Genomic DNA, 26,685 nt, shown 5'->3' on the forward strand with positions numbered 1-26,685 from the left:
GGCCCGCTTGCCATAACCGGCACCGAGAATGACACGGCTCGACCCCTTTCTGACCCAGGCCCTCGCGCGGATCGACACGGCCGGGCAGCGCCGCACCTTGCGCCCCGCCCATCTCGAAGGCGCAGGCCGGATCGTGCGCGCGGGGCGCACTCTCGTCGACTTCTCCAGCAACGACTACCTCGGCCTCGCCCGCCACCCCGAACTGCGCGCGCGCGCCATCGCCTGGACCCAGCGCTTCGGCACCGGATCGGGCGCCTCGCGCCTCGTCACGGGCACCAGCGCCGGGCAGCTGGCGCTGGAGGCGCGGATTGCCCGCTTCAAGCACACCGAGGCCGCACTGGTCTTTGCGAGCGGCTGGCAGGCCAATGCCACCGTCATCCCCGCGCTGCTGGCCGCCGTGCCGGACTGCGTGGTCTTCACCGACCGGCTGATCCACGCCTCGATGCACGCAGGGCTGGCGAGCGCGGGCGTGCGCCAGGTGCGCTTTCGCCACAACGATCTCGACCACCTCGAAACGCTGCTGGAAAGCAAGGGCCGCGAGGCACCCGCACGCCTGATCCTGACCGAGAGCGTGTTCTCGATGGACGGCGACCGCGCCGACCTTGCTCGCCTCGCCGACATCGCGCAGCGCCACGAGGCCGCGCTCTACGTCGACGAGGCCCACGCGACCGGCGTCCTGGGACCGGGCGGCACCGGCCTCACAGGCGAGGTGCCCGGGCGCATCGATCTCGTCATGGGGACCTTCAGCAAGGCGCTCGGCGGCTTTGGCGCTTATGTCGCAGGCTCGCGTGTCCTCATCGACTACCTCGTCAACGCGGCGAGCGGCTTCATCTTCACCACCGCGCCGCCGCCTGCGGTGCTCGGCGCCATCGACGCCGCGCTCGATCTCGTGCCCTCCCTGGACGCCGAGCGCGCGCATCTGGCCGCTCTGGGCGACCGGCTGCGCGAAGGGCTCGGCGCGCTCGGGCTCGACTGCGGTGCCTCCAGCACGCAGATCGTACCGGCCGTGATCGGCCCGGAAGGCGAGACCCTCGCGCTCTCGGCGCGGCTCGATACGGCCGGGTTCCTCGTCTCGGCGATCCGCCCGCCCACCGTTCCCCCCGGGTCCAGCCGTCTGCGCATCGCGCTGCGCGCCGCCCATTCTTTTGACGACATCGACGCGCTGCTGACAGCGCTCAAGGACGCCTTGTGAACCTTCTCTTCGCCCACGGCTGGGGCTTTGATGCCGCCTTCTGGGAGCCGCTCGCCGCCCTCCTGCCCGAGCACGCGCACGTGTTCGACGACCGCGGCTATTTCGGCGCGCCCACCCCGGCGGAAATCGAAGGCCCCTGCCTTGCCGTGACGCACAGCTTCGGCACCATGCGCGTTCTTTCCGATCCGCCGCCGGGCCTTGTCGGCATCGTCGCCTTCAACGGCTTCGACCGCTTCAGCGCGCGCACCGGACGCGCCGGGGTCCCTGTTCGCGTGATCGACCGCATGCTGCGCCGCTTCATCCAGAGCCCCGAGACCGTGCTTGCCGAATTTCGCGCGACCTGCGGCGATACGGCGCCGGTGCCCACGCCCGTCCCTGATCCCCTGCGCGAAGACCTGCTGCGTCTGCGCGACGGCGAATGCCCGACGCCTGCCGTCCCGCTCACGTCGGTTCAGGGCCGCGCCGATCCGCTCCTTGCGCGCGAGATGCGTGAGAGCGTCTTTCCACGCGGCGAAGTGCGCCGGGTGAGCCATGCAGGCGGCCATCTCCTCCCGGTCGAGGACCCGGCCTTCTGCGCCGAGACGGTGCGCGCCATGGTCGGCGCGCTGGTCGCCTGAGGCCGGCCTTGCGCGTCCGCCGCGACCAGATCGCCCGCGCCTTTTCGGGCGCCCACGGCTACGAGGCCCACGCGCCGGTCCAGCGCGAGGTCGCCCGCGCATTGGCCGCCCGCATCGCCGCGCTGGATCTGCCCTGTGACCTTCGCGGCCTGGAAATCGGCTGTGGCACCGGCTTCCTGACCCGCGAACTGCAGGCCGCCCACGTCACCGGGGACTGGCTCGTCACCGACCTTTCGCCCGACATGCTCGCACGCTGCCGCGCGGCCCTGGGCGAGAGCTCCGGCCACCGTTTCGCCCCGCTCGACGGTGAGACCGGAACCCCCGAGGGCGGCCCCTTCGACCTTCTCTGCTCCAGTCTGGCCCTGCAGTGGTTTACCGATGCGCCCGCAGCGCTTGCCCGGATGGCCCGATGGCTGGCGCCGGGCGGCCATCTTGTCGTCACCACGCTGGGGCCCGCGACATTTGCCGAGTGGCGCGCCGCGCACGAAGCGCTCGGCCTCACGCCTGGCACCCCCGCCTTTCTCCCGCCCGAAGCTTATACGCAGCTTCCCGGAGCCGACGTCACCGTCACGCACCACGTCCAGCGCAGCGCGGACGCGCGCGCCTTCCTGCGCAGCGTCAAGGCGATCGGTGCAGGCACCGCGCATGCCGCCCACACGCCGCTCACCCCTACGCAACTTCGCGAGGTCATGGCGCAATTCGACATTAACGGATCCACGGCCACCTACGAAGTCGTGACGATCCACCTGACCCGCCCCCCGATCCGGACAAGGTGATTGTACCGATGACCGACCTGCCTTCCGCCCGCCACACCCTGATCGTCACCGGCACCGACACCGAAATCGGCAAGACGGTCTTTGCCGCCGCGCTGGCAGGCGCCCTTGGTGCGCACTACTGGAAGCCGGTGCAGGCCGGCGTCGAGCCCGAAGACGCCTTTGGCGAAACCGACGCGCTGCGCGTCGCAGGGCTGGCCCGGCTGGCGCGCGAAAAGATCCTGCCCGAGGCCTATCGCCTGGCCACCCCCTGCTCGCCCCACCTCGCCGCCGAGATCGACGGGGTGGAGATCGACCCGGCGCGTCTGGCGCTCCCCGCCGTGTCCGGCCCGCTGGTGGTCGAGGGCGCGGGCGGCGTCCACGTCCCCATCTCGCGGCGCGAAACCTACGCCGACCAGTTCGTGCGCTGGCGCGCGCCGGTGATCCTGGTCGCCCGCACGCAGCTGGGCACGATCAACCACACGCTACTCTCGCTCGAAGCGCTGCGCGCCCGCGCTATCCCTGTGCTCGGGGTTGCCTTCGTGGGCGAGGAAGTGAAGGACAGCGAGGACATCATCTGCGCCATGAGCGGCGCGAAGCGGCTGGGCCGCCTGCCGCGCCTCGATCCGCTCAGCCCCGAGGCGCTGGCCGCCGCCTTCGCCGCGAACTTCAACCTGGAGGACTTCGCCCCATGAGCACGCCCCCCGCATCGTCGATCTGGCACCCCTTCACCCAGCACGGCCTGGGCGAGCCGATCCCCGAAGTCACCCGCGCGCAGGGTGCGGTCCTACACCTTGCCGACGGGCGCTCCATGATCGATGCGATCTCATCCTGGTGGGTGACGACGCACGGGCACTGCAATCCCAGGATCATGGCCGCGATCGCCGAGCAGGCGGGCAAGCTCGACCAGATGATCTTTGCAGGCTGGACCCACGGCCCCGCCGAGGAGGTCGCCCGAGGTCTTCGCGCGATCATGCCCGAGAGCCTGACGCGCGTGTTCTTCTCCGATTCCGGATCGACCAGCGTCGAGGTCGCCCTCAAGATGGCCCTCGGCTACTGGCACTGGCAAGGCGAGGCGCGCTCGCGCATCCTCGTCATGGAACACTCCTACCACGGCGACACCATCGGGGCGATGTCGGTGGGCGAACGCGGCGTGTTCAACCAGCCCTACGACCCGCTGCTCTTCGATGTCGGGCGCATTCCCTTCCCGGCCACAGGCTGCGAAGACGCCACGCTCGAAGCGCTCGAACGCTACTGCGCGATGGGCGACACCGCCGCGCTGATCGTCGAGCCGCTGGTACTGGGGGCTGGCGGCATGCTGTTCTACAGCGCCGACGTGCTGGCCCAGATGCGCGCGATCTGCGCACGGCACGGCGTTCTCTTCATCGCCGACGAGGTCATGACCGGATGGGGCCGCACCGGCACGCTGCTGGCCTGCGAACAGGCAGGTATCGAACCCGACATCCTGTGCCTCTCCAAGGGCCTGACGGGGGGCGCGGTGCCGCTCGCGGTGACGATGGCGAGCGAGGCGATCTACGAGGCGCACCTCTCCACCGACCGCGCGCGCATGTTCTTCCACTCCTCCAGCTACACCGCCAATCCGCTCGCCTGCGCCGCAGCTGCCGCGAACCTGGCGATCTGGCGCGAGGAACCGGTGCGCGAACGCATCACGCAGCTGAGCGCCAGCCAGGCATCCTGGCTCGACAAGCTGGGGCAGGTCTACCACTTCGACAACGCACGAAGCCTTGGCACGATTGCCGCGCTCGACCTCAAGAGCGACGGGGCAACGGGCTACATGAACGACCTGGCGCCCCGGCTCATGGCCTTCTTCCGCGAACGCAGCGTGCTGCTGCGCCCGCTCGGGAACACGGTCTACGTGATGCCGCCCTATGGCATCACCGACGAGGAACTTGCCACCGTGTGGGACGCCATCGGTGAGGCCGTCCTGAGCTTCTGAAGCCTGGAAATCGGGCCGCGGGACAAGAAGAAGGATGATTCCGAGGGCCATCGCCCTCGGGCTCCCCATAATGTCGACCTCACCTCCCGCGCGCGGCCCTCGCTGAGAATGGTGAGGTCGCTGATTTTGGGGTCAAGGGGCGATGGCCCCTTGAAAAAGACTTCCTTCTTGCCCCTTGGTCTTCAGCTCTCCGCCTGACGTAGCAGGCCCGATACGGGGATCGCGACGCTCGCGCCGCCCGCAAGAGCCTCGCCCTTGAAGGTGGCTTCCGCGCCATCAGGTGACGTCACGGTGATCGCATCGCCGTTGCGGCGGAAGGTCAGGTCCTCACCGGCCAGGCTGGTGATCGTGACCGAACCCTCATCGCTGCGCCCGATTGCCCCTTCGATGTCACGGGGCGTGAGATAGCCGGGAAGCAGGTGCTGCTTGAGGAGCGCGGCCATGGCCGCTTCGTCCTCGCCCTCCATGAGGGCCTTGCCCCCTTCGCCCATCGCGGCGAAGCTGGCGTCGTCGGGCGCCAGCAGGGTGTAGCTGGCGTTGCCCTCGAAGATACCCGCAAGGCCGGTATCGTCCAGCGCGTCGGCCACGGTCTCCATGCCGTCCGTATCGTCCAGGAGTTCGGGCACGGGATCCGAAGCGGGCTCGGCCAGCACGGCCGCACCGGTTTCATCGGACGCCGGGGTCTCGCCCGAGCAGCCGGCCAAAGCGAGCCCGCAGGCCCCGATCAGCGTGAGCGTCCCGGCCCGAAGGCCGGAGGCGCGGTGCAAAATCTGTGTCATCTTGGGGTCTCTCCTGGGGGTCTCAGACGAGCAGTTCGATGGCGGCCTGGACCAGGCGCGAGGTCGGATCGAGCTGGTAGATGTAGCCGTCGCTGTAGCGGTAGAGCGCGTCGGGCGTGTCGTAATACTGGTCGCGATAGCCGTAGGGGACGTTGTAGACGTCATAGCCGCGCGGCATCGGCTGGCCGACCGCGATGTCGCTGCCCATCAGCAGCCCCGCGATCGAATCGATGCGCGAGGAACCTGGGTTCACGCGGTAGAGCGTGTCGTCATAGTAGCGGTACGAATTGCCGCCCCCCAGGCCGTAGTAGCTGTTGTAGTAGTCCGGCATCGCCACGCTGTCGTAGGACCCCGGCCAGACGTTGCCGATCGCCAGCGCGCCCGCGAGCAGCGGGATGTAGTCGAGGATCGACGAACCCGATCCCGTGCGCACCATGTAACCATCAAGGTAGCGGTAGTTGCCGCCCCGGTTGAAGCCGCTCCAGTACCAGTCGGGGCGCGACCACGAATAGCGCGGTCCCCGGTCGAGCCCGGGCGGGGTGCAGCCGTTGTACTTCTTGGCGAGGCCGGGCGGGCAGCCGTCGTAGACCCGGCGCCGGTCGATCCGGCCCCAGTCGATTGTGCGATCCCGCGTCAGCACGCGCACACGATCGTTGGTGGGCACGATGAAATCGCGTCCGCCCGGCCCGCTGTAGCTGACGCGGCGGATGTCGCCGCGCTCGGGCCGATGGACCACGTTGGAAGGGTGGGCATTGCCGCGCAGCCGCGCGTTGCTGTTGCCGATACCCGGCGCACCAGCCATGGGCGGGGCCTTCCCGTTGCCCCCGCCGTTGCCATTGCCGTTACCATTCCCGGCCCCGCGCGCAGGGCCATTGCCCGGTCCCTTTGCGACCGCGCTGCCATTGCCGGGGCCGTTGCCACCGCCTTTACCGTTGCCTGCGCCGCGGTCGGGACCGCCGCCCCCGGTTCTGGGCCTTGGCCGGACCTCCGCCCTTGTTGCCGCCCCTGTTGCCGCCCTTGTTGCCGGGGCCGCCGCCGCCGTTACCCCGTTCCTGCGCGGCAGGAGGGCCACCGCCGTTGCCGCCGTTGTTGCCCTTCCCGTTGCCGTTGCCATTCCCGGGCTGGGCGAGCGCCGCGCCCGCCACGAGGGCGAACCCCGCAACCGTTCCGGCCAAAATCGTTTGCGCCTGCCGCATCGAAAATCTCCTTTCGGGGCCTTTCAACGCGGCAATCGGCGTGCCTGTTCCCCGCAAGGTCGCGATGCACGCTCGCCCGCGGCCCTCTCCCTGCCCCGAAACGGCATGCAAAAAGGGCGCCCGGATTGCTCCAGGCGCCCCACTCGGCGAACCGATTTGCCCCTCCCCGCGAAGGGGAGGGAAATGCGCGATCAGGCGCTGTAGTACATGTCGAACTCGACCGCCGAGGGCGTGGTTTCCCAGCGCAGCACTTCGGGCCACTTGAGTTCGAGGTAGGCTTCGACCTGGTCGGCGGTGAACACGTCGCCTTCGAGCAGGAACGCGTAGTCGGCCTGCAGGGCTTCGAGAGCCTCACGCAGCGAGCCGCACACGGTCGGAACTTCGGCGAGCTCTGCCGGCGGCAGGTCGTAGAGGTTCTTGTCCATGGCTTCGCCGGGGTGGATCTTGTTCTTGATGCCGTCGAGGCCGGCCATCAGCAGCGCCGAGTAGCACAGGTAGGGGTTGGCCATCGCGTCGGGGAAACGGAATTCCACGCGCTTCGACTTGGTGCCCGCACCGTAGGGGATGCGGCACGAGGCCGAACGGTTGCGCGCCGAGTAGGCGAGCAGAACCGGAGCTTCGTAACCCGGGACCAGGCGCTTGTAGCTGTTGGTGGTCGGGTTGGTGAAGGCGTTGAGCGCCTTGGCGTGCTTCACGACACCGCCGATGAAGTACAGGCAGGTCTCCGAGAGGCCAGCGTAGCCATTGCCCGCGAAGGTGTTGTCGCCGTCGTTCCAGATCGAGATGTGCGTGTGCATGCCCGAACCGTTGTCGGTCTGGATCGGCTTGGGCATGAAGGTGGCCGACTTGCCGTAGGCCTGCGCAACCATCTGCACGACATACTTGTAGATCTGCATGCGGTCAGCGGTGGTGGTCAGCGTGCCGAAGGTCAGGCCGAGCTCGTGCTGGGCAGCCGCCACTTCGTGGTGGTGCTTGTCGCAGGGCAGGCCCATTTCGAGCATGGTGGTGACCATCTCGGCGCGGATGTCCGAGCAGCTGTCGACCGGAGCGACGGGGAAGTAGCCGCCCTTGGCGCGCGGACGGTGGCCCAGGTTGCCGGTGTCGTAGTCGCGGCCGGTGTTGGTCGGCAGCTCGACGTCGTCGATCTTGAAGCCGTTGCCGTCGTAGCCGTCGTAGAACTTCACGTCGTCGAACATGAAGAACTCGGCCTCGGGGCCGACGAACACGGTGTCGCCGAAACCGGCCGACTTGACGAAGGCTTCCGCGCGCTTCGCGGTCGAGCGCGGGTCACGGGCGTAGAGTTCGCCGTTCGAGGGCTCGACGATGTCGCAGAACACGATCAGCATCGGGCTGGCCGAGAACGGGTCGGTGTAGACGGCTTCGAGGTCGGGCTTGAGGATCATGTCCGACTCGTTGATCGTCTTCCAGCCCTCGATTGAGGAACCGTCGAACATCAGGCCGTCTTCGAGCTCGTCTTCACCCAGGACGCCCGCACACATCGTCAGGTGCTGCCACTTGCCCTTGGGATCGGTGAAGCGCAGATCAACCCATTCGATCTCCTCGTCCTTGATCTTGGCAAGGACGTCCTTTGCAGTAGCCATATGTGTGGTTCTCCAATCTTACTTTTCCGCCTCGGGAAAAGGCATAGGGGTGGATGCGCTGTCCGGGAACGCGCCGGGCCCCCTGCCGGTAGCTTTCCCGAGTATCCGACCGGCGAACCGGCCCAGAATGGTTATGCCCGGAGCCAGATGGCTCGGACGGTGTGGTTCGTGGCGCTCACAGAGCCTCGTCGTCGCGCTCTCCGGTGCGGATGCGGATCGCGGTCTCGACGGGAACGACGAAGATCTTGCCGTCGCCGATGCGTCCGGTCTGTGCCGCATCGGCAATGGCTTCGACCACCCGCTCGGCCAGCGTATCCGAAACGACGACTTCCAGCTTCACCTTGGGCAGGAAATCGACGACGTATTCCGCGCCGCGGTAGAGTTCGGTGTGTCCCTTCTGACGGCCAAAGCCCTTGGCTTCGGTCACGGTGATCCCGGATACGCCCACTTCGTGCAGCGCCTCCTTGACCTCGTCGAGCTTGAAGGGCTTGATGATAGCTTCGATCTTCTTCACGCCTGACTGGACCTTCTTGCCTTTGCGCCCGGACTGCATTCACGAGGATCCCGTCCGGGACCCAGATTCCTCGCTGCCGATCCTAACAAGAATCGTGCCATTGGATATCATACAGTCGTAGGACAACTGCGCAGGCGCGAAAAGACCGGATTTGCATGATTTGCCCCGCAAGGGTGGCTTTTTCGCAAAGTTTTAACAGCAAGGCCCGCAAGAGTGTGTGCAAGTTTCGGGCAATCGCTGCCTGAAAATTGTGCAATCGCACATCGTCGCAAAGAGAGGGGCGCTCGGCGCACGCACGTGCCCCCGGCACCAGCGCGTACGAAGGTTAACGCGCAGAGCCTTGTCGGCCCGCACGAGATGCTCTTTTTTTCGGAAAGTCCCGAAGGACCCGGCGCCGATGTCAGAGACGCAAGGCCGCGGTCTCGTCGAGACCGGCCATGATGTTGAGGTTCTGCACCGCAGCCCCGCTCGCCCCCTTGCCCAGGTTGTCGAGCATGGCGGCCATGCGTGCCTGGCTGCCATCCGCCGAACCGAAGACACGCAGGGTGAGCGCGTCGCTCGGCTCCATCGCGCTGCGCAGGAGCAGTTCGCCCGGCTCTTCGTCGAGCACCGAGACGACCGGGCTACCAGCGTAGAAGTCGGCCAGCGCGGCGCGCAGGGTATCGGCGCTCCCCGCCTTGTCCATCATCGCAAGGTGCAGCGGCACTTCGACCAGCATGCCCCGGTGCGCAGGCACCACGGCGGGCGCGAAGACGGGATCGTGCGCGATGCCCGAGTGCGCCTTCATCTCGGGCAGGTGCTTGTGGCCCATGGCCAGGCCATAGGCGCGAAAGGCAATGTCGCCCTCGTCCTCGAAGCGCGCGATGAGCGCCTTGCCTCCGCCCGAATAGCCCGAGACCGCATGGCAGACATAGGGCCAGTCGGCGGGCAGCAGGCCTGCGCGCACGAGCGGCGCGACGAGGCTGAGGAAGCCGGTGGGGTAACAGCCCGGGTTGCTGACGAAGCGCGCGCCCGCGATCGTCTCATGCCCGACAAGCTCAGGAAAGCCGTAGGCCCAGCCGGGTGCGGTGCGGTGCGCCGAAGAGGCGTCGATCACGCGCGTGGTGTCGTTGCGGATCATCGCAACGGCGGCCTTTGCGGCCTCGTCGGGCAGGCACAGGATCACGAAGTCCGCATCGTTGAGCGCCTCGGCGCGCGCGGCATCGTCCTTGCGGCGCGCATCATCGAGAATGACCAGCTCGAACTCCGGGCGGGCGCCCAGACGATCGGCGATCTCAAGGCCCGTGGTTCCGGCCGCGCCGTCGATGAAGACCGTCTGTGCCATCTGCGCTTATTCTCCTGCCTGCGGCGCTTCGATCTGGTCGAGCGCCACGTAACCGACAAGGCCGTCCTCACCGATCTGGCCCCAGCTCCAGACGCCTGCAATGTCGAGCACGTTGAAGACCGCGCCTTCGTCCAGCGCAGCCAGAACCTCGCCCGTCGTGGTGGGCGCCGAGACCAGCTGCGCGCCCGCCTTCGCGGTGTAGGCCACCGGCACCGCGTAGTGCGGCACGAAGCACAGACCCGCGAGCTTGATGTGTGCAAGATCGCCGCGCACCGGCAGACAGCCCGGTTCGGCGGTTACCGAAGGGCCGGTCATCGCCAGCATGCCGTCAAGCGGGAGGGTGCGTGTATAAGTGTCGTGTTCGGTCACGTTGAGGCCATCGGTGAAACGGAAGATTGGGGCGCTTATCCCGCTCATCGCAAATACGCAAGTTTCACAGGGTCCGCAGGGCAAATCGCCCCATGCCGGGCTTTACTACGGAGGCGATCGGACATGGGGTTCTGCTCTCCTTCGTTGCGCGAGGTCACACGCCTGATTGAAAAGAAGATGGTGCGGCCAACACCCCGAAGGCGCAAACCCGAAAAGGGCAAGAACGGAAGAAAGAGGCCTTTCCAAGGGGCCATCGCCCCTTGACCCCGGAACTGGTGACCTCACCGGTCTCGGCAAGCTCGGCGCGAGAGCCTTGAGGTTTCGGGTATGGGGAGCCCGAGGGCGATGGCCCTCGGATACATCATTCTTGGAATACTATGCTTTTCCAAGCACCCCCGGAAACCACGCACAAGTCGGGGGCCACATGTCCAGTCATGCGGCCCCCTCCCTCACGCAGGGACGCGTGGCCCGGCGCTTTCGAAGAGCGCCGGGCGGTTCGGTCAGGTTCAGATCGCGAGTTCGGCTTCGACCGAGCGCAGCTTGATACGGGCAAGCGCGAGGTTGGCCTGCTTGCGGTCGAGCAGCAGGTAGGCGAACAGGCCCGCGCCCGAATCGTCGGTCAGCGGGCGGATCAGCTGGTAGTGCTCGCCCAGCGTGATGAGCATGTCCTCGACGGGATCGTTGAGCTTGAGCAGGTCCTGCACGTTCATCTGCGCGCGCATCACCTCGCTGCTGCCCGCCGCGGCAAGGTCGAGGTCCCCGCCGTCGCGCATTTCGCCAACGGTCGCGATGGTCATGCCGCTCGCGCTGTCGACGAGGGCGGCGGCGATGGCGCCGTTGATGGTCATGAGTTCGGCGAGCTTGGCTTCGAAATCCATGGTGTAAATCCTTGAAAGCTGTGTCTCGGCCCGGCTGCGCGCACTCTCAGGGGCAGCGCTCGGCGCGAGAGGTGTATCGATAGGGAAAAGGTCGGGCCCGAGCGTCTCAGGCGGCAACCGTGTTGAGCGAGAGAATCGTATCGAGGCTGCGCTGGAGTTCGGCGCTCTCGAAAGCCACCACGCCGCCTGCGAAGGCTTCGGCGGTATCGTGAAGCCCCGCCAGTTCGTCGACAAGACCCGCCAGCGCGTCGTCGAGGACCGGGAGAAGGGCTTCCATTTCATGGCGAATGTCCGACTTCTCGATCAGGCTGCGCCACTTGCGCAGCAACAGGGTAGTGACCTTGAGCGTGCTCTCGGTGGCCTTGATCTGCGCCGCCATGTGCCGGGCCTGGTCGCGGTCATCGTCGAGGCTGGTGTGCATCGAATCGATCCCGTTCTCGAGCGCCTGGACCAGCGTCTGGGTGGCCGCGCTCGAGGTTTCCAGGTCCTCGCGCCCGTCGATCGTGTCGGCGGCGAAGCGGCAGACCGATTCGGCCTGAAGCTGCGCAATGCTGACAGAGGCGCGCAGGCCGTGGCGCTGGACGCAGGTCTGATCAACCGCATCGAGCACGCCCTGCATGGTTGCCGCGACCTTGTGGCACTGGTCCTCCAGCGCCGGGGCGGCCTTGGCGACGTGCGGCTCAACCTTGGCATTGCCGGTGACGACGAAGCGCGCGTTGGCAACCGCCTCCTCCAGCCGTCCCAGGCTATGGACTGCCTTGGCGACCCGCGCGTCGAGCGCTTCAGCCAGATGGTCGGCGTTGGCGAGTGCGTCTGCCAGCGTACGCACCTGCCCCTCGATCGCGGCCCCCGCGTCGAGCAGCGCGCGCGCGCCGCCGGTCGCGGACGGGCGGGTCGGAATGGTGACGCCGGCCTGGAAGCGCAGCTCCAGCTCGCGCGGGAGAAAGGCGTTCTGGAACGCCTCGTAGCTTGGGTACCCCAGCTTCTCGAGTTCGGCGAGGATCACCTCTTCGCCGATGCGCGCTGCGCGGCCCGCGCTCTCGCCCTGCGCCATGGCTTGGACCTCCGCCTCGCGGGCGGTTTCGTAGACGGTGTGGACCGCATCGCGAATGCCCAGGTCGATCGGGCGCGCGCGCACCGAGATATAGCCCTTGCCCAGCGGCGAAACGGTCGCCAGCGCCCAGTAGCTGCTGCCGTCGCCCGCCAGGTTGAAGACGTAGCCGCTGAACGCGCGGCGGGCCCCGATCGTCTCCCACATCAGGCGGAAGACACCGCCCGGCATGTCGGGATGGCGGATGAGGTTGTGCGGCGCGCCGATCAGATCTTTGCGATCGAGACGCGCCATTTCGACGAACACCTGGTTCGCCTGCTCGATGACCCCCTTGGAATCGGTCGTCGAGAAGAACAGGTCATCGAGGGCGACCTCGTGGAATGCTCCTGTCGGTTCGAATGTCATGGATGGCTCCTTGTCCCTGCGTGTTGGACACGCGGGGACTAATCCGAATCGCCATCCCCTGACTTTGATCTCACATAACTAACGATGCGGTAACCACGTCTGGAAACATCTGATAAACAGAGAGTTACACGCCGTTAACCGGCCTCCTCATAGCGGTTGCGGAGCATTTTCCAGGCCGCGCGAAGACCCAGCGCCGCGCCGCCCTTGCTGCGGCCGGGCTTGGCCGAAGGGCGCCATGCGAAGGTGTCGAAGTGGACCCAGTCCACGCCCTTGGGCACGAAACGGTCGAGGAACAGCGCGGCCGTGGTGGAACCTGCAAAGCCCCCGCCGGAACCTGCGTTGTTGATATCGGCAATGTCCGACTTCATGTACTCGCGGTACCCTTCGTGAAGCGGCAGGCGCCAGCAGGCATCGTCGGTGGCGATTCCCGCTTCAAGCAGGGCATTGGCCGTGGCATCCTCGCGCGCGAAGAGCGCGGGCAGGTCCGGGCCCAGCGCCACGCGTGCAGCCCCCGTCAGCGTCGCAAAATCGATCACCAGTTCGGGCTCGTTCTCGCCCGCGCGTGCCAGCGCATCGCCCAGGACAAGGCGCCCTTCCGCGTCGGTGTTGCCGATCTCGACCGAGATCCCCGCGCGCGACTTCAGGATATCGCCCGGTCGGAAGCTGTTGCCTGCAATCGCGTTCTCGACCGCCGGGACCAGCAGATGCAGACGGACCGGCAGCTGGGCCTGCATGATGAGGCGCGCCAGAGCGAGGGCGTGGGCCGCCCCGCCCATGTCCTTCTTCATCAGCAGCATGCCCGCACTCGGCTTCACGTCGAGACCACCCGAATCGAAGCACACGCCCTTGCCCACGATGGCAATGCGCGGGTGCCTGGGGTTGCCCCATTCCAGCTCGATCATGCGCGGTGCATGGCTGCGCGCCGCGGCACGCCCCACCGCGTGGACCATCGGAAAATCATGTTCGAGCATATCGCCCCGGGTCACGCGGATCTCGGCGCGGTAGGCCTTGTGCAGGTTCTCCGCCTCGGCCTCGAGCTGGGCAGGTCCCATGTCCTCGGCGGGCGTGTTGACAAGGTCGCGCACCAGCATGACCGCCTCGGCTTCGGCGAGGATCGGCTCGATCGCCTTGACCTCGCTCGTGAGGAGCACGCGCGGGCCCTCTTCCTTGGGTTCGGAGACGTAACGGTCGAAGCGGTACTGGCCCGTGACCCAGCCGAACATCGCCGCGCCCGGCTCGCCGCCGATGCGGCGGTAGGTGCCTGCGGGCAGCGTCTCGGCCAGCCTGGCCATGCACCAGCTGGAAAGCTTGCCGGCATCGGCGACACCAGCAACGGCCATCCAGCCCTCGCCGTCGGGAAGGATAGCATGGCTGCCCGCATCGCCCTCGAAGCGCTGCGCCTCGAGCGCGGTGCGCTGGGCGGCGTTGAGCCCCTTGCGGAAGGCGTCGAGACCGTTCTTGTCGACGAGGTGGAGGGAAACCGCGTTCTGGCCGCGGTCAGGCTGGATCAATGCGTTCTTGTCGCTCATGGCGCTTATCTAGACCGCAGGTCCGGCAAAGGGCAATTGCCCAATGCGCGCCCGGCCGTGCGGAGTCCCCCCCAACCCCCACTTCGCAGGCGCGCGTGGTTCGCCGCGCGCCAACGCTCAGGCTGGATTCAGGTCGCCGCGTGCTTCATGGTCCCTCTTCAGCGCCTTACGGGGCACTACGAACACCGGACAGGGATTAAGGACGATGCGCGCGAAGCTGGCACTGGGATGCGCCGGAGCACTGGCACTGATGGCCGGCGGATGCAGCGGGGCCGCGGCCCCGGACGCAGGTGGAACGGCAAGCCCGCCCACGGCCTCGGACACCGCGGCCCCGTCCGCGCCGCAGGACGAGGCCAGCGCCTCCGCGCCCGAGGTGGACGATCCCGCCGTCGATGTCGCGGACCTCAACCTCGAGGAAGACACCGACTCGTACGAATTCCAGTTCTCCTACCCGGCGAAGGCCGCGGCCATCCCCGAACTCAGGTCCTGGTTCGAGGCGCGCCGCAGCGCGGCACGGGCCGAGCTTGCAAGCGCGTCCAGGCGCGACCGCGAGGAGGCGGAGAAAAGCGGCTATCCATTTCACCCCCACAGCTTCGGGGCGAACTGGCAGGTGGTCACCGACCTGCCCGACTGGCTCTCGCTTTCCTCCGAGTTCTACACTTTTACCGGCGGCGCCCACGGCATGAGCGGCTTCGATGCCCGTGTCTGGAACCGCAAGACCGCAACGCTCCAGCGCGCGACCGACCTCTTCACCAGCCCCGAGGCGCTTTCGGGCGCCCTGCGCACGCGCTTCTGCAAGGCGCTCGATGACAAGCGCATCGAGAGGCGCGGCGGCCCGCTCGACCCCGAGGGCACCTTCAGCGAGTGCATCGATCCCGTGCGCCAGACGGTGCTGCTCGGCTCCTCCAACGGCGCCACCTTCGACCGCATCGGCTTCCAGATCGCGCCTTACGAGGCCGGCCCCTACGCCGAGGGCAGCTACGAGATCACCCTGCCCGTCGACGGCGCCGTGATGCGCGCGCTCAAACCGCAGTACCGCGCCAGTTTTTCGATACCGGACTGAGATCTTCTCGCATTTCGCGCCCCCTCCCGCTATGGGAGGGGCATGACCGAATACCAGACTGTGGAACCTGACGACCAGGCCGTCCTTCGCGACGGCACCATCAAGCTGCATGGCGCAGAAGCGTTCGAAGGCATGCGCAAGGCCGGACGACTCGCCGCCGAGATCCTCGACGAGATCGCCGACATGGTGCAGCCGGGCGTGACGACCGCCGCGATCGACGACAAGGTGCGCGAGATGACCCTCGATGCGGGCGCCGTTCCCGCAACGCTCGGCTACCGCGGCTACCAGCATTCGTGCTGCATCTCGATCAACCACGTGGTGTGCCACGGCATCCCGTCGGACAAGACGCTCAAGGACGGCGACATCCTCAACATCGACGTGACCCCGCTGCTCGACGGCTGGCACGGCGATTCCAGCCGCATGTACTTCTCGGGTGAGCCCTCGCTCAAGGCGCGCCGCCTGGTCGAGATAACCTACGAGTGCCTGATGATCGGCATCGAACAGGCCAAGCCGGGCAACCACATCGGCGACATCGGCGCGGCCATCCAGCAGTACGCCGAATCGCACCGCTACGGTGTCGTGCGCGAATTCTGCGGGCATGGCCTGGGCCGTCTGTTCCACGACGCGCCCGAAGTCGTCCACGCCGCGCGCGCGGGCACCGGCGCGGAAATCCGCCCGGGCATGCTCTTCACCATCGAGCCGATGATCAACCTGGGCAAACCGGCGGTGAAGCTTCTCAACGACGGCTGGACCGCGGTGACCCGCGACAAGTCGCTCTCGGCCCAGTTCGAGCACTCGATCGGCATTACCGAGGATGGCTGCGAGATCTTCACGCTGAGCCCGGGCGAACGCCACAAGCCGCCTTACGTCTGAGGCGGGCCTTCGGCGGCCTGTGCGCCGCCGACCAGGAACACCACGTAGCCGCGAAACCCCGCCCCGGCCTCCAGGCCGGGTGGGGCGCGCCACGCGCCGCCCTCGACCAGCCCGATGCGGTAGGGCAGGCGAAGGCGCTCGAGCGAGGACAGATAGCGCTCGTAGCCGGGAATCGTCGCGCGCCCCTGGTAAGTCTGCACCACGATCTCATCGACGCAGTCGGCGAGGCTGGAAAGCGCATCCGCCGCACCTCCCGCGCTCCAGTCCATCAACCCGGTGATCCCCAGCTTGAAGCGCACGGGCAGTCGCGCGCGCAGGCCTTCGAGAAACTGCGCGTATCCGGCGAGCCCGTGCGTCGCAGCATCGAAATCGATCTGCAGGCCCTCCACCGCATTGCCCGCCGCGGCCCAGCGGGTGAGCTGGCCCAGCACCCCCGCGTAGAGCCTCTCCTCCCAGTCGAGCCGCTCGACCCGCACGCTCATCCACACGCGCGGCCCCGTCACACGGGGAACCGCGCGCAAGGGGACGTAACCGCTGAGGCGTGTGGCGCGTACTTCGCCCGCCAGCAGATAGACCCGCGACGCCTCCCCCAGCCAGGGCGGAGGTGCGACGCCCGCCCACAGGAAGAAGGCGTCGTAGTCGCGCGCGCGGACAGGGCCTTCCCGGCGTGTCCCGCAGGCCACCAGCGCGAACGCCGCCACGCCAGCGCCCAGCAGCGCGCGGCGGCTTACCAGTAGAACTTGAGCTTGGTCGCCCATCGGCTCTTGGGATACTCGCGCTTGAGACGCTGGAACCAGGCCTTGCGCTGGCTTTCCGGGACATCGGTTGTGCTGCACGAATTGTTGCCCGAGGGCGCGTAGCACATGACCGAGCGGTAGAGCGCATAGGCGCGCTCGTCCGCACTTGCGCGCGAACCCGCCAGCACCTGCGCATAGATCGCCGCGCGGTCCGTCATTTCGCCTGCAAAGCGCGACGGCGTGCCGCCCAGTTCCTCGCGCCCGCGCCAGCGCTCACCCGCCATGTAGCTGTCGAAATCGTTGAGCCGGTAGAAGTCGCCAAGACACAGAAGTGCGCCCGGATCGGACGCATCGCGCGCCAGGTCCTGCGCCGTTTCGGCCAGCGCCGGGCAGGCGAAATCCTGCTGCCAGCGCCCGTGCGTGAAGCTGCCGAGCGGCACTGCGCGGGCCGCATCGCGCAGCCATCCGCCGATCCAGCCCTCGCGCGCAGCACCTTGCGGCACCAGCGCCCGGTCGCGCCCAAAGTCAGCAAAGTGCCCGCGCGTCAGGTCCTTGTAGAGGAGCGTCATCGCTGCGACCTCGCGTTCCAGCCTACTCGTGCCTGCCTTCGCCTGCGCGCGCAGGATCGCCCCGTCCGCGACATGTTCCAGGAGAATGGCCCGGATCTCGGGCACTTGCACGGGGCTCTTCGCGGCAAAGACCTTCGCCAGTTCGCCGCTGCGCTCCCAGTGGTGGGCAAGCGCAAGTTCGACCGCCGGACGCTGGAAACGCGGGTCCGCGCCCTTCGCCAGTTGCTCCCAGAAGCCCACCGCGTTGGCATCGCCCAAGGCCTCCAGCGCAAGCCCGCGCAGCATCTGCGCGCTGAAGGCCAGCGGCGTGTACTGCCCCTTGCGCGCATCGTCGGGCAGGAGCTTCAGGACGGCGGCATAGTCGCGCTGAACATGGAAGGCCTGCGCGGCCTGGAGATAGGTGTAGAGCTTGGGATGCCCGGCAAAGTGCGGCGCCTGCGCAGCAAGTTCCGCCGCCTCCAGACGCGCAGTGCGGCGTTCGGACATCACCGGCTCACTCGCACGCAAGCGCAAAAGGTCCCAGGTCGCGAGGCTCAGCGCGCTGTCGATGTCCCCGTCCCCGGCCGCCTCGAAGAAGAGCTTGGTGTCGATTTCCTCGATCAGGTGGGCCGCTGCCGGATCCGCTGCGCTCTCCCGCTCCAGCAGCGCACCATAGGCGCGGGACAGCTCGGGCCGCTGGCCGCGCAGCCAGAAGGCCCGGCGCGTGAGCCCCCGCGCGGAGGCCGCGTAGCGCCCTTCGGGATAGCTGCGCAGGTAATCTTCAAGCGCGGCCTGTCCTTGCGCGGCCAGCGCGGCATCGGTCTTCGTGTTGTCGTACCAGCCCCATTCGTCGATGGCGGGCACCTGCGCGGCGGCGAGCGCGGTGCGCGCCTGCATGTAGCGCGCGGTCTCGGCCACCCAGTCCTGCCCGCTGTCTTCGAGACCCGCGAAAGTGGCCCGCGCAGAGCCGAAGTCCTCGGCGTAGAAGGCCCGCGCGCCCTTCAGGTAGGCCAGATAATCGCGCCCTGCCGGGCTGGTGACGGAGGCCGGCCAGGAGGGCTCCTCCCGCGTCCCGTCACACGCCGCCTTCAGGTTGGTGCGCGCGCTGACAAGCGCCCCGCGTTCGGCCTCGGGAATGGATCGCGTGTTTGCCAGGGCGGCCGCGAAAGCCTCGCCACCACTCGCCAGGGTCTGGCACAAGGTGCCGCTGTAGGCGGGCAGTGGCCAGGTCTCTTCCTCGGCCTGCACGCCGGGCCAGAAAGCGCTGCGCATGGCGTCCCAGGTCAGGAAGACATGGCCGAGCGGCGCGGTTTCCCAGGAGTTCACGGGCGTGCCGGCCTGCTTCGGGATACCGCCCCCTGCCTCCATCATCAGCCAGGCCAGGTTGGTACGGGTATCGTTGCGGGCCGAGAGGAAGGGAACGCCGGCGCATTCGTAATCGGAGAGGCCCAGACGCCAGCTTGGCGTGCAGCCGAAGTCCCCGCTTGCCCCCGCCCCGCTCGCCAACCCCAGCGCCAGTGCCATCCCGGTGGCCATTGCCAGGGCCCAGCGCCCACTCGATCCCCGCATGGTATTCTTGCCCCTACCTGCCTGCCTGGTGTCCCCACTCGTGCAGATACCCTGCCCGGAGCCCCCCTCACAAGTCCATAGGACAATCGAGTAGGGGGGCGCCTCACGGCGCCCCCCTCTCACACCACCGGACGTACGTACTGCGTATCACGGCGGTTTCCGGTACGGTTTAAGGCGGCATGTTGGAGAGCGAGGCTTGAGAGACCTGCCTGATCGAACCATGCGTTGGGCATGCCGTGGGCGGCCTGAGGGCTGCCCGACAGGCGCCACCAGCCCTTTCCCGAGAGCGCGAAGATCCAAGCCTGCCATTCTGGGACGCCGTTTTCCCTTAAGAAAGTGGCGATCGTCATGGTGCGCTTGCACTGTTTGAGCCGGACGCAGCGAAGCTTGCGCCGGAGCCAGCTGTCGATCTCGCGCAAAACCGTCTGAGCCCGGGCGTGTCGGTAGTAGGTGACCCACCCTGTAGTGAAGGCATTGGTCTGTGCGATCATCGCCGCGAGGCTGATGCCTCGGTTGCGGCGCGTAATCGCCCTGAGCCGCTCCTTCAGCCGCGTGAGACTTTTGTTCGCTATGCTCAAAAAGCCTCCCGCTGTCAGACGGTGGCCGAGGAAGGTACGTTCCCGGACGTGTGCAACCGCGCTCTTGGCCTGATTGACGCGGAGTCGGAGCTTGCCTTCCAGCAAGGCGGTAACCGAAGCCATGACGCGCTCCCCCGCTGCCTGTGACCGTACATAGATGTTACAGTCGTCGGCGTAGCGGCAGAACCGGTGGCCCCGGCGTTCGAGCTCCTTGTCGAGGTCATCCAGAATGAGGTTAGCGATCAGCGGCGAGAGAGGGCCGCCTTGCGGGGTCCCCTCCTGCCGTTCGACGTGCACACCACCCGACAGCATCCCGGCCTGTAGAAACCGGCGGATGATGACGAGCAGGCGTGGGTCGGCGATGTGCCGGGCCAGACGGGCCATGACGATGTCGTGGTTCACCCGATCAAAGAATTTCTCCAGGTCGAGGTCTACGACGATCGCATAGCCGTCCCGCACATAGTCCCGGGCCTGACGCAGCGCATCGTGTGCGCCGCGTCCGGGGCGGAACCCAAAACTCGATGCCGAGAATGTCGGATCAAGGACGGGATCCAGGACTTGCAGTATCGCCTGTTGTACCAGCCGGTCGACAGCCGTCGGAATGCCCAGCTGGCGCACTCCTTTCCCGCCGGGTTTGGGAATTTCAACTCCGCGCACCAGGCTTGGACGGTAAGTACCGTCGAGTAACGAGGCGATCAGCCTCTCACGGTTTCCTGCAATCCAGTCACGCAGGTCGGGGACGGTCATCCCGTCCACGCCCGGCGCCCCCTTGTTCGCTTTCACCCGCTTGTAGGCTTGGTTCAGGTTGGCCGAGCTGGCCACCTCCTCCATCACGTAACGCGTCAAGGCGAGGGGCTCGGCCCATGCCGTGGGTGATTGCCGCTCCTCGATCGTCCCAGCGCCAGTTCCGCCTTTGCCGGTGACGTCGTGGCCAAGCGATGCCTTCAGGGCTTCATCGAAGAAGTCCTGCTGCTTCCCGCTACCTTGCTGCCGCTCCACACCCATCGAATGTGCCCAGTCTTGCTCCTTGGGTACCGAATTTGGTCCTTCGCCGGCTTGCGCCCGCTACTATGACCGCTGCTGACTTCTCCGGGCCCATCCAGCAACATCACTGCCGCTGTTCTCCGGATCGTCCGGAGAGGCCAGGAGATCTCCCGGGGTAAGACGTTGATCCTTCACTCGGTCGCTGCCGGATTTACCAATGCGCGCGTCTGTCTGGCTATCGGACATCCCCATCCATTGCTGGGTTATCCCGCCGCACCGGCCTTCTATCCGATTCCTGTTCGTCAGCTCCGAGCTTTGCCTCCGGCTTCCTCCCCACCCCGCCTCGCGGCGACGCAGTTGCCTTCAGCTAGCAGTTCCCACCAGCAGGCCTGCAAAGGACTTACACCTCCTGCATCAACGCCGTGCCCGGCACACAAAGAAAAGGCCCCGCTTTCGCAGGGCCTTTCCAGGTTTGTTCGGACAGCTCCGAGGTGCTGATCAGTCTTCCTTGAGGAAGGCGGGCATGTGGCCCGGATCGCCACCTTCGTTGCCACCGCGCGGACCGCGGTCGCGGCCACCGTCACGGCCACCACGGCGCGGGCCACGGCGATCGCCGCCACGGCCACCGCCGTCACGATCACCGCGCGGCGCCTTGGGCGGACGGGTGTCTTCCAGCTCTTCGCCGGTTTCCTGGTCGACGACGCGCATCGAGAGGCGGACCTTGCCACGGTTGTCGATCTCGAGGACCTTGACCTTGACCTCCTGGCCTTCCTTGACGACGTCGGTCGGCTTTTCGACGCGCTCGTTCTTCATTTCGGAGACGTGGACGAGGCCGTCCTTGCCACCCATGAAGTTCACGAAGGCACCGAAGTCGACGATGTTGACGACCTTGCCGTTGTAGATCTTGCCGACTTCGGCTTCCTCGACGATGCCCTGGATCCAGGCCTTGGCGGCCTCGATCTGGTTGATGTCCGAGGAGGAGATCTTGATCACGCCTTCATCGTCGATGTCGACCTTGGCGCCGGTCTCGGCGACGATCTCGCGGATGACCTTGCCGCCGGTGCCGATGACGTCACGGATCTTCGACTTGTCGATCTGGATCGTCTCGATGCGCGGCGCGTGGGCCGAAAGCTCGGTGCGGGCCGAACCCAGAGCCTTGGTCATCTCACCCAGGATGTGCGCGCGGCCGGCCTTGGCCTGCTCGAGCGCCTTGCCCATGATTTCCTTGGTGATGCCGGCGATCTTGATGTCCATCTGCATCGTGGTGATGCCGTTCTCGGTGCCTGCGACCTTGAAGTCCATGTCGCCGAGGTGATCCTCGTCGCCCAGGATGTCCGAAAGAACCGCGAAGTCATCGCCTTCGAGGATCAGGCCCATGGCGATGCCCGAAACCGGACGTGCCAGCGGAACGCCCGCGTCCATCATCGAGAGGCAGCCGCCGCAGATCGTCGCCATCGAGGACGAACCGTTCGACTCGGTGATGTCCGAGAGGATGCGGATGGTGTAGGGGAAGTCTTCCTTGGCGGGCAGCACCGGGTGCAGCGCGCGCCATGCCAGCTTGCCGTGGCCGATTTCGCGGCGGCCCGGCGCGCCGAAGCGGCCCACTTCACCGACCGAGTAGGGCGGGAAGTTGTAGTGCAGCATGAACGACGAATACGACAGGCCTTCGAGGCCGTCGATCATCTGCTCGGCGTCCTTGGTGCCCAGCGTCGTGGTGCAGATCGCCTGCGTTTCACCGCGGGTGAACAGCGCCGAACCGTGGGTGCGCGGCAGGAAGCCGACCATCGATTCGATCGGGCGGACCTGGTCGAGCTTGCGGCCGTCGATACGGGTGCCGTCCTTGAGGATGGCGCCGCGAACGATCTCGGCTTCGAGCTTCTTCATGGTCTTGATGGCGACCATCTGGGTCTGCGCCGATTCCTCGCCGAAAGCTTCCTTGGCCTTGGCGCGCGCCGCGTTGAGCGCGTTCGAACGGGCCGACTTGTCGGTCAGCTTGTAGGCGGCGGCAACGTCCTTGCCGACGGCCTTCTTGAGCTTCGCCTTGATGTCGGCGGTGTTGTCCGACAGGTCGATTTCCCAAGGCTCCTTGGCGGCCTGCTCGGCAAGGTCGATGACCAGGTCGACGACCTTCTTGCACTCGTCATGCGCGAACATGACGGCGCCCAGCATCTCGTCCTCGGTCAGCTCCTTGGCTTCCGATTCGACCATCATCACGGCGTTGCCGGTGGCGGCGACGACGAGGTCGAGGCGGCCGTTCTCGAGCGCGGCGGTCTGCTTGGGGTTGAGCGTGTATTCGCCATCCTCGAAGCCGACGCGGCACGCGCCGATCGGGCCCATGAAGGGCACGCCCGAGATGGTGAGCGCAGCCGAAGCGGCGATCATCGCGACGATGTCGGCCTCGGTTTCGCCGTCATAGCTCAGGACCTGGCAGATGACGTTGATTTCGTTGTAGAAACCTTCGGGGAACAGCGGGCGCACCGGACGGTCGATCAGGCGGCTGGTCAGCGTTTCCTTTTCGGTCGCGCCGCGCTCACGCTTGAAGAAGCCGCCGGGGATACGGCCCGCCGACGAGAACTTTTCCTGGTAGTGCACGGTCAGCGGGAAGAAGTCCTGGCCTTCCTTCACCGACTTGGCGGCGGTCACCGCGCAGAGCACCACGGTTTCGCCGTAGGTGGCGAGAACGGCACCGTCCGCCTGGCGGGCGATGCGGCCGGTTTCGAGAGTGAGGGTCTTGCCGCCCCACTCCATCGATACGGTCTTGACGTCGAACATAGAATATTCCTCAGCCCGCCGGCCCTATTGCCTGCGGGATTTACTGCCGGGGATGCCGTCCCGGTCCGGTACGGGGCCTGTCATGCCCCGAAGGCCCCTCGCCGGATTGCGAGGATACCTGTCTATTTCGGTGCCCGGGCCGGCCATCCGGCCCCGGCGGAGTCTTCCTTAGCACAACGGGGAACGCAGGTGGATAGGTCCCGTACGCTGGCCGGAAATATGAAACGGCCCGCCAGAGGCGGGCCGAAACATTTGGCTGTTACTTACGCAGACCCAGCTTCTGGATCAGGTCGTTGTAACGCTGCACGTCCTTCTTCTTGAGGTAGGCCAGCAGCGAACGACGCTTGTTGACCATGGCGAGAAGACCGCGACGCGAGTGGTTGTCCTTGTGGTGAGCCTTGAAGTGCTCGGTCAGGTTGCGGATACGCTCGGTGAGGATCGCGACCTGAACTTCCGGAGATCCGGTGTCACCCGAAACGCGGGCGTTGTCCGTAATGATTTCCGTCTTCTTTTCGGCAGTAACCGTCATGTCATTCACTCCGCGACATCTGTGAGGTTGAACCCCCGGACCACGCGGACTTCGCCGTGTGAAAGCTCCACCAGCGCGACCGGAATGGTTTCCAGCCGTGCCCAGTAGAGCCCGTCATCCTGGGGCATCCCGGTCAGAACGCGGCCCTGTCGGACCGCCCTTGCCTGCTCCGGGTCGAGGTCGATGGCCGGGATGTCGTCCAGCCCCGCCTCCAGCGGCAAGAGTAACTGCTCAAGAGGCGCGCCCTTACCGACTTCGTTCAATTTGTCCAGCGAAATCGCCCCCGAGAGGTCGAAGGGCCCGGCCTTGATCCGGCGCAGCATCGTCACCGTGCCGCAGCTTCCCAGCGCGTGCGCGATGTCCCGCGCGAGGCTGCGGATATAGGTCCCCTTGGAGACCTGCGCCTGCAAGGTCACCCCGTCACTGGCATCGAAGCCATGGATCTCAAGGGCATGGATCGTCACCTCGCGCGACTTAAGGGTGACTTCCTCGCCCGCGCGCGCCAGATCATAGGCGCGCTTGCCGTCGACCTTGAGCGCGGAATAGGCGGGCGGGACCTGGGTGATGGGGCCTGTGAACTGCGGCAGGACCACCGCCAGCTCCTCGGCGCTGGGCAAGACATCGCTCGTCGCGATCACCTTGCCCTCGGCATCGAGGGTGTCGGTCTCCTCGCCGAAGCGCAGGGTGAAGAGGTAGGTCTTGTCCGCATCGAGCATCCGGCCCGTCAGCTTGGTCGCCTCGCCCAGCGCAATGGGAAGAACGCCGGAGGCCAGCGGATCGAGCGTGCCGCCATGGCCGACCTTGACCCCGCCCTTGAGCTTCACGTTGAAGCCCGCCTCGCGCAAGTTGCGCTTGACCGCGGCGACGGCCTGCGTGGAGCCCAGCTCCACCGGCTTGTCGAGAATGATCCAGCCATGGGGCATCAGCGCACCTTACCAAGGAGAAGTCGGGAGTTGGTCGTCATGGCGCCCCAAGAGGCAATGCACGCGGGCTTGTCAACACGGGCGGACGGCCACGCCAAGCCCGACTGGCTACGCATTGGCGTGGTCCGCAGGGATCTGACCCGAACAGCGCGGCGCCTAGCTATCGCCCGATGTCCGCCGGGTATCTGGAAAGTTGAGGCTGCGCGTGTCCCGTATCGCGCCCGTGTGCGCATCAACGATGACAAAGCGCGCGTCCTCGACGCTGTCCCAGATAATCGCACTGAAAAGAGAATCGTCCAGTTTCTGCACGGTGTCGAGCGCGTCCACGGACTTCGCGATCACATGCCTGTCCAGCTTGGGAACAGCGATGAAGACGATGTCGAAGACGGGCCTGTCCTGGCGCATCCCGGTCTTGACCAGAGCCACGCGCCCGAGTTCGCCAACACCCCTTTCACCATAGACAGACGCGTTCGTATCGTCTGTGATCCTAGCGATCTTGCCCGAAGACATGGCCACGTACCGGACGTTTCGGACCGCTTCGGGATCATCTGGCGATCTGGACTTGTAGACGGTGATTGTCCCTTGGGAAGTTTCGAGCTCTTCTCCGGCGGGCGGTGTCGCGCTCGCCGTGTCCCAGGGCTCCTCAATCAACTCCCCTTGCGTCGAATTCCACCATGCGACAGCAATCGCGCCAAGAAAAACCAGGCCGCATGTGAGGAAAACGGCCAGTGCAACCTGGTTGTAAATCTGGAGAAAGTGGTTCGCTCTCATCGCCTGTCCATTCCAAGATGACCGGAATGAACTTGTGACCCACTGCCCAAATGACGGCAAGGGGTCGGCACCGTACCTTCAAGTTCTTCTGCGCAGGCAGAAGTCAAACGTGCAGATACAGTGGGCCACGGACGATCGCGCCAGGATTCGCGCCCTTCAATCCCGCAATTCTTCGCAAAACCCCGAACCGACGCCTCAGTCGCGCGAAATGGCGGTCATCCCGTCCTTGCCCATCGTGGTGCCGAGGCCCTCTTCCTTGCGGGGATTGGCAACCGCATCGGCGATGAGGCGGTCCTGGTCTTCAGGAGCCATGCGCTCCCACCCGGCGCGGCCCAGCTTTTCAAGCGGGCGGTAGCGCACCTTGTACTGCATGCGCGCAGAGCCTTCGACCCAGTAACCGAGGTAGACATAACCCAGCCCCATCTCCACCGAGCGGCGGATGTGGTCGAGGATGATGAAGTTGCCCAGTCCCTTGCGCGGGCTTTGCGGGTCATAGAAGCTGTAGATCATCGACAGCCCGTCGCACTGGCGGTCGGTCAGGCAGGCGCCGACAAGGCGGCCCGGCGTCACCCCGTCCTCGGACGGTTCGCGGTATTCGACCACGTAGCTGGTGACAGGGGTATGCTCGACCATGTCGGCGTAGTCGATCTCGTCCATCGCGGTCATCCCGCCTTCGGGGTGGCGTTCGGCGAGATAGGCCTGAAGCAGTTCGAACTGCTCGCTGGTGGACCAGGGGCGGCAGACGGTGACGACCAGATCGTCGTTCGCCTTGAGCGCGCGCTTCTGCGAAGAGGAGGCGGCGAATTCGCTGGCGACCACGCGCACCGAGATGCAGGCGCTGCAGTCGATGCAGGAGGGACGATAGGCAACGGTCTGGCTGCGGCGAAAGCCGATGCGGCTGAGCGCATCGTTGAGCGAATCCGCGTGCGGCCCCTTGAGCTCCGTGAACACCTTGCGCTCGCTCCGGCCCGGCAGATAGGGGCACGGCGCGGGGCTGGTCACGAAGAAGCGGGGAAATCGAACCGGTGCCGTCACGGGGGCGCTGCGTCCTCTTGTTTCTTACCTGCGTGGTCGATCAAGGCACCACGGCGGCCCCTTGTTCCGGCAAATATGCCCAAGCGTATCCGCCGTTGAAAGTGTTTTAACCACAAAAGTGGCGCAAGCGCCTCCGGGA

General features: G+C 66.5%; 25 protein-coding genes. 7 read left to right on the top strand and 18 right to left on the bottom strand.

Annotation, left to right across the window (positions count from 1 at the left end):
- The first annotated feature begins 28 nt into the window (after positions 1 to 28).
- From bioF to HT578_RS11420, 5 genes are read left to right on the top strand one after another with little or no spacing between them, the layout of a single operon-like run.
- Positions 29 to 1,192 carry an 8-amino-7-oxononanoate synthase gene (bioF, locus tag HT578_RS11400; protein WP_213499528.1) on the top strand — a complete coding sequence of 388 codons (1,164 nt, stop codon included), beginning with the start codon at positions 29 to 31 and terminating at the stop codon, positions 1,190 to 1,192.
- Positions 1,189 to 1,809 carry an alpha/beta fold hydrolase gene (locus HT578_RS11405; protein WP_213499531.1) on the top strand — a complete coding sequence of 207 codons (621 nt, stop codon included), beginning with the start codon at positions 1,189 to 1,191 and terminating at the stop codon, positions 1,807 to 1,809. The genes bioF and HT578_RS11405 overlap by 4 nt, the downstream gene beginning before the upstream one ends.
- An 8-nt stretch (positions 1,810 to 1,817) precedes the next feature.
- Positions 1,818 to 2,585: a methyltransferase gene (locus tag HT578_RS11410; RefSeq protein WP_213499532.1), complete on the top strand. Its 768-nt coding sequence runs from the start codon at positions 1,818 to 1,820 to the stop codon at positions 2,583 to 2,585.
- Positions 2,586 to 2,593: 8 nt separating this feature from the next.
- Entirely contained in the window at positions 2,594 to 3,256 is a 663-nt protein-coding gene (gene bioD / locus HT578_RS11415; protein ID WP_213499533.1) for a dethiobiotin synthase, read from the top strand.
- A complete protein-coding gene (locus HT578_RS11420; RefSeq protein ID WP_213499534.1) occupies positions 3,253 to 4,518 on the top strand; it encodes an adenosylmethionine--8-amino-7-oxononanoate transaminase in 1,266 nt (421 codons plus the stop codon). Before bioD ends, HT578_RS11420 begins: the two co-directional genes overlap by 4 nt.
- Positions 4,519 to 4,700: 182 nt before the next feature.
- On the opposite strand, the gene HT578_RS11425 is transcribed toward HT578_RS11420, so the two are convergent.
- The 10 genes from HT578_RS11425 to HT578_RS11470 all read right to left on the bottom strand — a co-directional run bounded on the left by HT578_RS11425 (position 4,701) and on the right by HT578_RS11470 (position 14,164).
- Complete coding sequence (locus HT578_RS11425; protein ID WP_213499536.1) at positions 4,701 to 5,297, bottom strand: fasciclin domain-containing protein; 597 nt, start codon at positions 5,295 to 5,297, stop codon at positions 4,701 to 4,703.
- 22 nt (positions 5,298 to 5,319) lie between these two features.
- Positions 5,320 to 6,099, bottom strand: coding sequence for a hypothetical protein (locus HT578_RS11430; RefSeq protein WP_213499538.1), 780 nt, complete (start codon positions 6,097 to 6,099; stop codon positions 5,320 to 5,322).
- A 124-nt stretch (positions 6,100 to 6,223) separates the two neighbouring features.
- The gene (locus HT578_RS11435; protein WP_213499540.1) at positions 6,224 to 6,472 is read right to left on the bottom strand and encodes a hypothetical protein; all 249 of its coding nucleotides are present in this window, start codon (positions 6,470 to 6,472) and stop codon (positions 6,224 to 6,226) included.
- 212 nt (positions 6,473 to 6,684) lie between these two features.
- Positions 6,685 to 8,094, bottom strand: coding sequence for a type I glutamate--ammonia ligase (glnA, locus tag HT578_RS11440; protein WP_039390395.1), 1,410 nt, complete (start codon positions 8,092 to 8,094; stop codon positions 6,685 to 6,687).
- Between the two features lie 175 nt (positions 8,095 to 8,269).
- On the bottom strand, positions 8,270 to 8,608 hold the full coding sequence (locus tag HT578_RS11445; RefSeq protein WP_039392137.1) for a P-II family nitrogen regulator: 339 nt from the start codon (positions 8,606 to 8,608) through the stop codon (positions 8,270 to 8,272).
- A 400-nt stretch (positions 8,609 to 9,008) separates the two neighbouring features.
- Positions 9,009 to 9,932: an N-acetyl-gamma-glutamyl-phosphate reductase gene (gene argC / locus HT578_RS11450; RefSeq protein WP_039390394.1), complete on the bottom strand. Its 924-nt coding sequence runs from the start codon at positions 9,930 to 9,932 to the stop codon at positions 9,009 to 9,011.
- A gap of 6 nt (positions 9,933 to 9,938) precedes the next feature.
- Positions 9,939 to 10,349 (bottom strand): SH3 domain-containing protein, encoded by a 411-nt coding sequence (locus HT578_RS11455; RefSeq protein WP_239026252.1) that lies wholly within the window; start codon positions 10,347 to 10,349, stop codon positions 9,939 to 9,941.
- Between the two features lie 458 nt (positions 10,350 to 10,807).
- Complete coding sequence (locus HT578_RS11460) at positions 10,808 to 11,179, bottom strand: roadblock/LC7 domain-containing protein (protein WP_039390392.1); 372 nt, start codon at positions 11,177 to 11,179, stop codon at positions 10,808 to 10,810.
- Between the two features lie 106 nt (positions 11,180 to 11,285).
- Entirely contained in the window at positions 11,286 to 12,635 is a 1,350-nt protein-coding gene (locus HT578_RS11465; protein ID WP_213499542.1) for a PAS domain-containing protein, read from the bottom strand.
- Between the two features lie 134 nt (positions 12,636 to 12,769).
- Complete coding sequence (locus HT578_RS11470; protein ID WP_213499544.1) at positions 12,770 to 14,164, bottom strand: leucyl aminopeptidase family protein; 1,395 nt, start codon at positions 14,162 to 14,164, stop codon at positions 12,770 to 12,772.
- Positions 14,165 to 14,369: 205 nt separating this feature from the next.
- Between HT578_RS11470 and HT578_RS11475 the strand changes: the two genes are divergently transcribed.
- Both HT578_RS11475 and map read left to right on the top strand, forming a co-directional pair.
- Entirely contained in the window at positions 14,370 to 15,227 is an 858-nt protein-coding gene (locus HT578_RS11475; RefSeq protein WP_213499551.1) for a PdaC/SigV domain-containing protein, read from the top strand.
- 42 nt (positions 15,228 to 15,269) lie between these two features.
- Entirely contained in the window at positions 15,270 to 16,100 is an 831-nt protein-coding gene (gene map / locus HT578_RS11480) for a type I methionyl aminopeptidase (RefSeq protein ID WP_213499553.1), read from the top strand.
- On the opposite strand, the gene HT578_RS11485 is transcribed toward map, so the two are convergent.
- The 8 genes from HT578_RS11485 to HT578_RS11520 form a co-directional block, all read right to left on the bottom strand.
- Positions 16,091 to 16,858: a DUF3142 domain-containing protein gene (locus HT578_RS11485; RefSeq protein WP_239026253.1), complete on the bottom strand. Its 768-nt coding sequence runs from the start codon at positions 16,856 to 16,858 to the stop codon at positions 16,091 to 16,093. The genes map and HT578_RS11485 overlap by 10 nt on opposite strands.
- On the bottom strand, positions 16,828 to 18,954 hold the full coding sequence (locus HT578_RS11490) for a PA5441 family protein (RefSeq protein WP_213499555.1): 2,127 nt from the start codon (positions 18,952 to 18,954) through the stop codon (positions 16,828 to 16,830). The genes HT578_RS11485 and HT578_RS11490 overlap by 31 nt, the downstream gene beginning before the upstream one ends.
- 119 nt (positions 18,955 to 19,073) lie before the next feature.
- On the bottom strand, positions 19,074 to 20,537 hold the full coding sequence (ltrA, locus tag HT578_RS11495; RefSeq protein WP_213499557.1) for a group II intron reverse transcriptase/maturase: 1,464 nt from the start codon (positions 20,535 to 20,537) through the stop codon (positions 19,074 to 19,076).
- A gap of 477 nt (positions 20,538 to 21,014) precedes the next feature.
- The gene (gene pnp / locus HT578_RS11500; RefSeq protein ID WP_039390384.1) at positions 21,015 to 23,288 is read right to left on the bottom strand and encodes a polyribonucleotide nucleotidyltransferase; all 2,274 of its coding nucleotides are present in this window, start codon (positions 23,286 to 23,288) and stop codon (positions 21,015 to 21,017) included.
- 259 nt (positions 23,289 to 23,547) lie between these two features.
- Positions 23,548 to 23,817, bottom strand: a complete 270-nt coding sequence (rpsO, locus tag HT578_RS11505) for a 30S ribosomal protein S15 (protein ID WP_039390382.1) — start codon at positions 23,815 to 23,817, stop codon at positions 23,548 to 23,550.
- Positions 23,818 to 23,822: 5 nt separating this feature from the next.
- Positions 23,823 to 24,740, bottom strand: coding sequence for a tRNA pseudouridine(55) synthase TruB (truB, locus tag HT578_RS11510; protein ID WP_213499559.1), 918 nt, complete (start codon positions 24,738 to 24,740; stop codon positions 23,823 to 23,825).
- A 156-nt stretch (positions 24,741 to 24,896) separates the two neighbouring features.
- On the bottom strand, positions 24,897 to 25,511 hold the full coding sequence (locus HT578_RS11515; protein WP_213499567.1) for a hypothetical protein: 615 nt from the start codon (positions 25,509 to 25,511) through the stop codon (positions 24,897 to 24,899).
- Between the two features lie 195 nt (positions 25,512 to 25,706).
- Positions 25,707 to 26,546 carry an arginyltransferase gene (locus tag HT578_RS11520; RefSeq protein ID WP_213499569.1) on the bottom strand — a complete coding sequence of 280 codons (840 nt, stop codon included), beginning with the start codon at positions 26,544 to 26,546 and terminating at the stop codon, positions 25,707 to 25,709.
- Between the last annotated feature and the right edge of the window lie 139 nt (positions 26,547 to 26,685).

It is taken from the genome of Novosphingobium decolorationis (assembly GCF_018417475.1).
GTDB lineage: Bacteria > Pseudomonadota > Alphaproteobacteria > Sphingomonadales > Sphingomonadaceae > Novosphingobium > Novosphingobium decolorationis.

Coding starts and splice junctions, on each gene's coding strand:
- rpsO (WP_039390382.1), bottom strand. CDS start 23,817: ATGACGGTTACTGCCGAAAAGAAGACGGAAATCATTACGGACAACGCC.
- glnA (WP_039390395.1), bottom strand. CDS start 8,094: ATGGCTACTGCAAAGGACGTCCTTGCCAAGATCAAGGACGAGGAGATC.
- HT578_RS11475 (WP_213499551.1), top strand. CDS start 14,370: ATGCGCGCGAAGCTGGCACTGGGATGCGCCGGAGCACTGGCACTGATG.
- HT578_RS11515 (WP_213499567.1), bottom strand. CDS start 25,511: ATGAGAGCGAACCACTTTCTCCAGATTTACAACCAGGTTGCACTGGCC.
- bioD (WP_213499533.1), top strand. CDS start 2,594: ATGACCGACCTGCCTTCCGCCCGCCACACCCTGATCGTCACCGGCACC.
- truB (WP_213499559.1), bottom strand. CDS start 24,740: ATGCCCCATGGCTGGATCATTCTCGACAAGCCGGTGGAGCTGGGCTCC.
- HT578_RS11485 (WP_239026253.1), bottom strand. CDS start 16,858: ATGGGCGACCAAGCTCAAGTTCTACTGGTAAGCCGCCGCGCGCTGCTG.
- map (WP_213499553.1), top strand. CDS start 15,270: ATGACCGAATACCAGACTGTGGAACCTGACGACCAGGCCGTCCTTCGC.
- HT578_RS11420 (WP_213499534.1), top strand. CDS start 3,253: ATGAGCACGCCCCCCGCATCGTCGATCTGGCACCCCTTCACCCAGCAC.
- HT578_RS11430 (WP_213499538.1), bottom strand. CDS start 6,099: ATGGCTGGTGCGCCGGGTATCGGCAACAGCAACGCGCGGCTGCGCGGC.
- argC (WP_039390394.1), bottom strand. CDS start 9,932: ATGGCACAGACGGTCTTCATCGACGGCGCGGCCGGAACCACGGGCCTT.
- HT578_RS11465 (WP_213499542.1), bottom strand. CDS start 12,635: ATGACATTCGAACCGACAGGAGCATTCCACGAGGTCGCCCTCGATGAC.
- HT578_RS11470 (WP_213499544.1), bottom strand. CDS start 14,164: ATGAGCGACAAGAACGCATTGATCCAGCCTGACCGCGGCCAGAACGCG.
- pnp (WP_039390384.1), bottom strand. CDS start 23,288: ATGTTCGACGTCAAGACCGTATCGATGGAGTGGGGCGGCAAGACCCTC.
- HT578_RS11460 (WP_039390392.1), bottom strand. CDS start 11,179: ATGGATTTCGAAGCCAAGCTCGCCGAACTCATGACCATCAACGGCGCC.
- HT578_RS11455 (WP_239026252.1), bottom strand. CDS start 10,349: ATGAGCGGGATAAGCGCCCCAATCTTCCGTTTCACCGATGGCCTCAAC.
- bioF (WP_213499528.1), top strand. CDS start 29: ATGACACGGCTCGACCCCTTTCTGACCCAGGCCCTCGCGCGGATCGAC.
- ltrA (WP_213499557.1), bottom strand. CDS start 20,537: ATGGGTGTGGAGCGGCAGCAAGGTAGCGGGAAGCAGCAGGACTTCTTC.
- HT578_RS11425 (WP_213499536.1), bottom strand. CDS start 5,297: ATGACACAGATTTTGCACCGCGCCTCCGGCCTTCGGGCCGGGACGCTC.
- HT578_RS11490 (WP_213499555.1), bottom strand. CDS start 18,954: ATGCGGGGATCGAGTGGGCGCTGGGCCCTGGCAATGGCCACCGGGATG.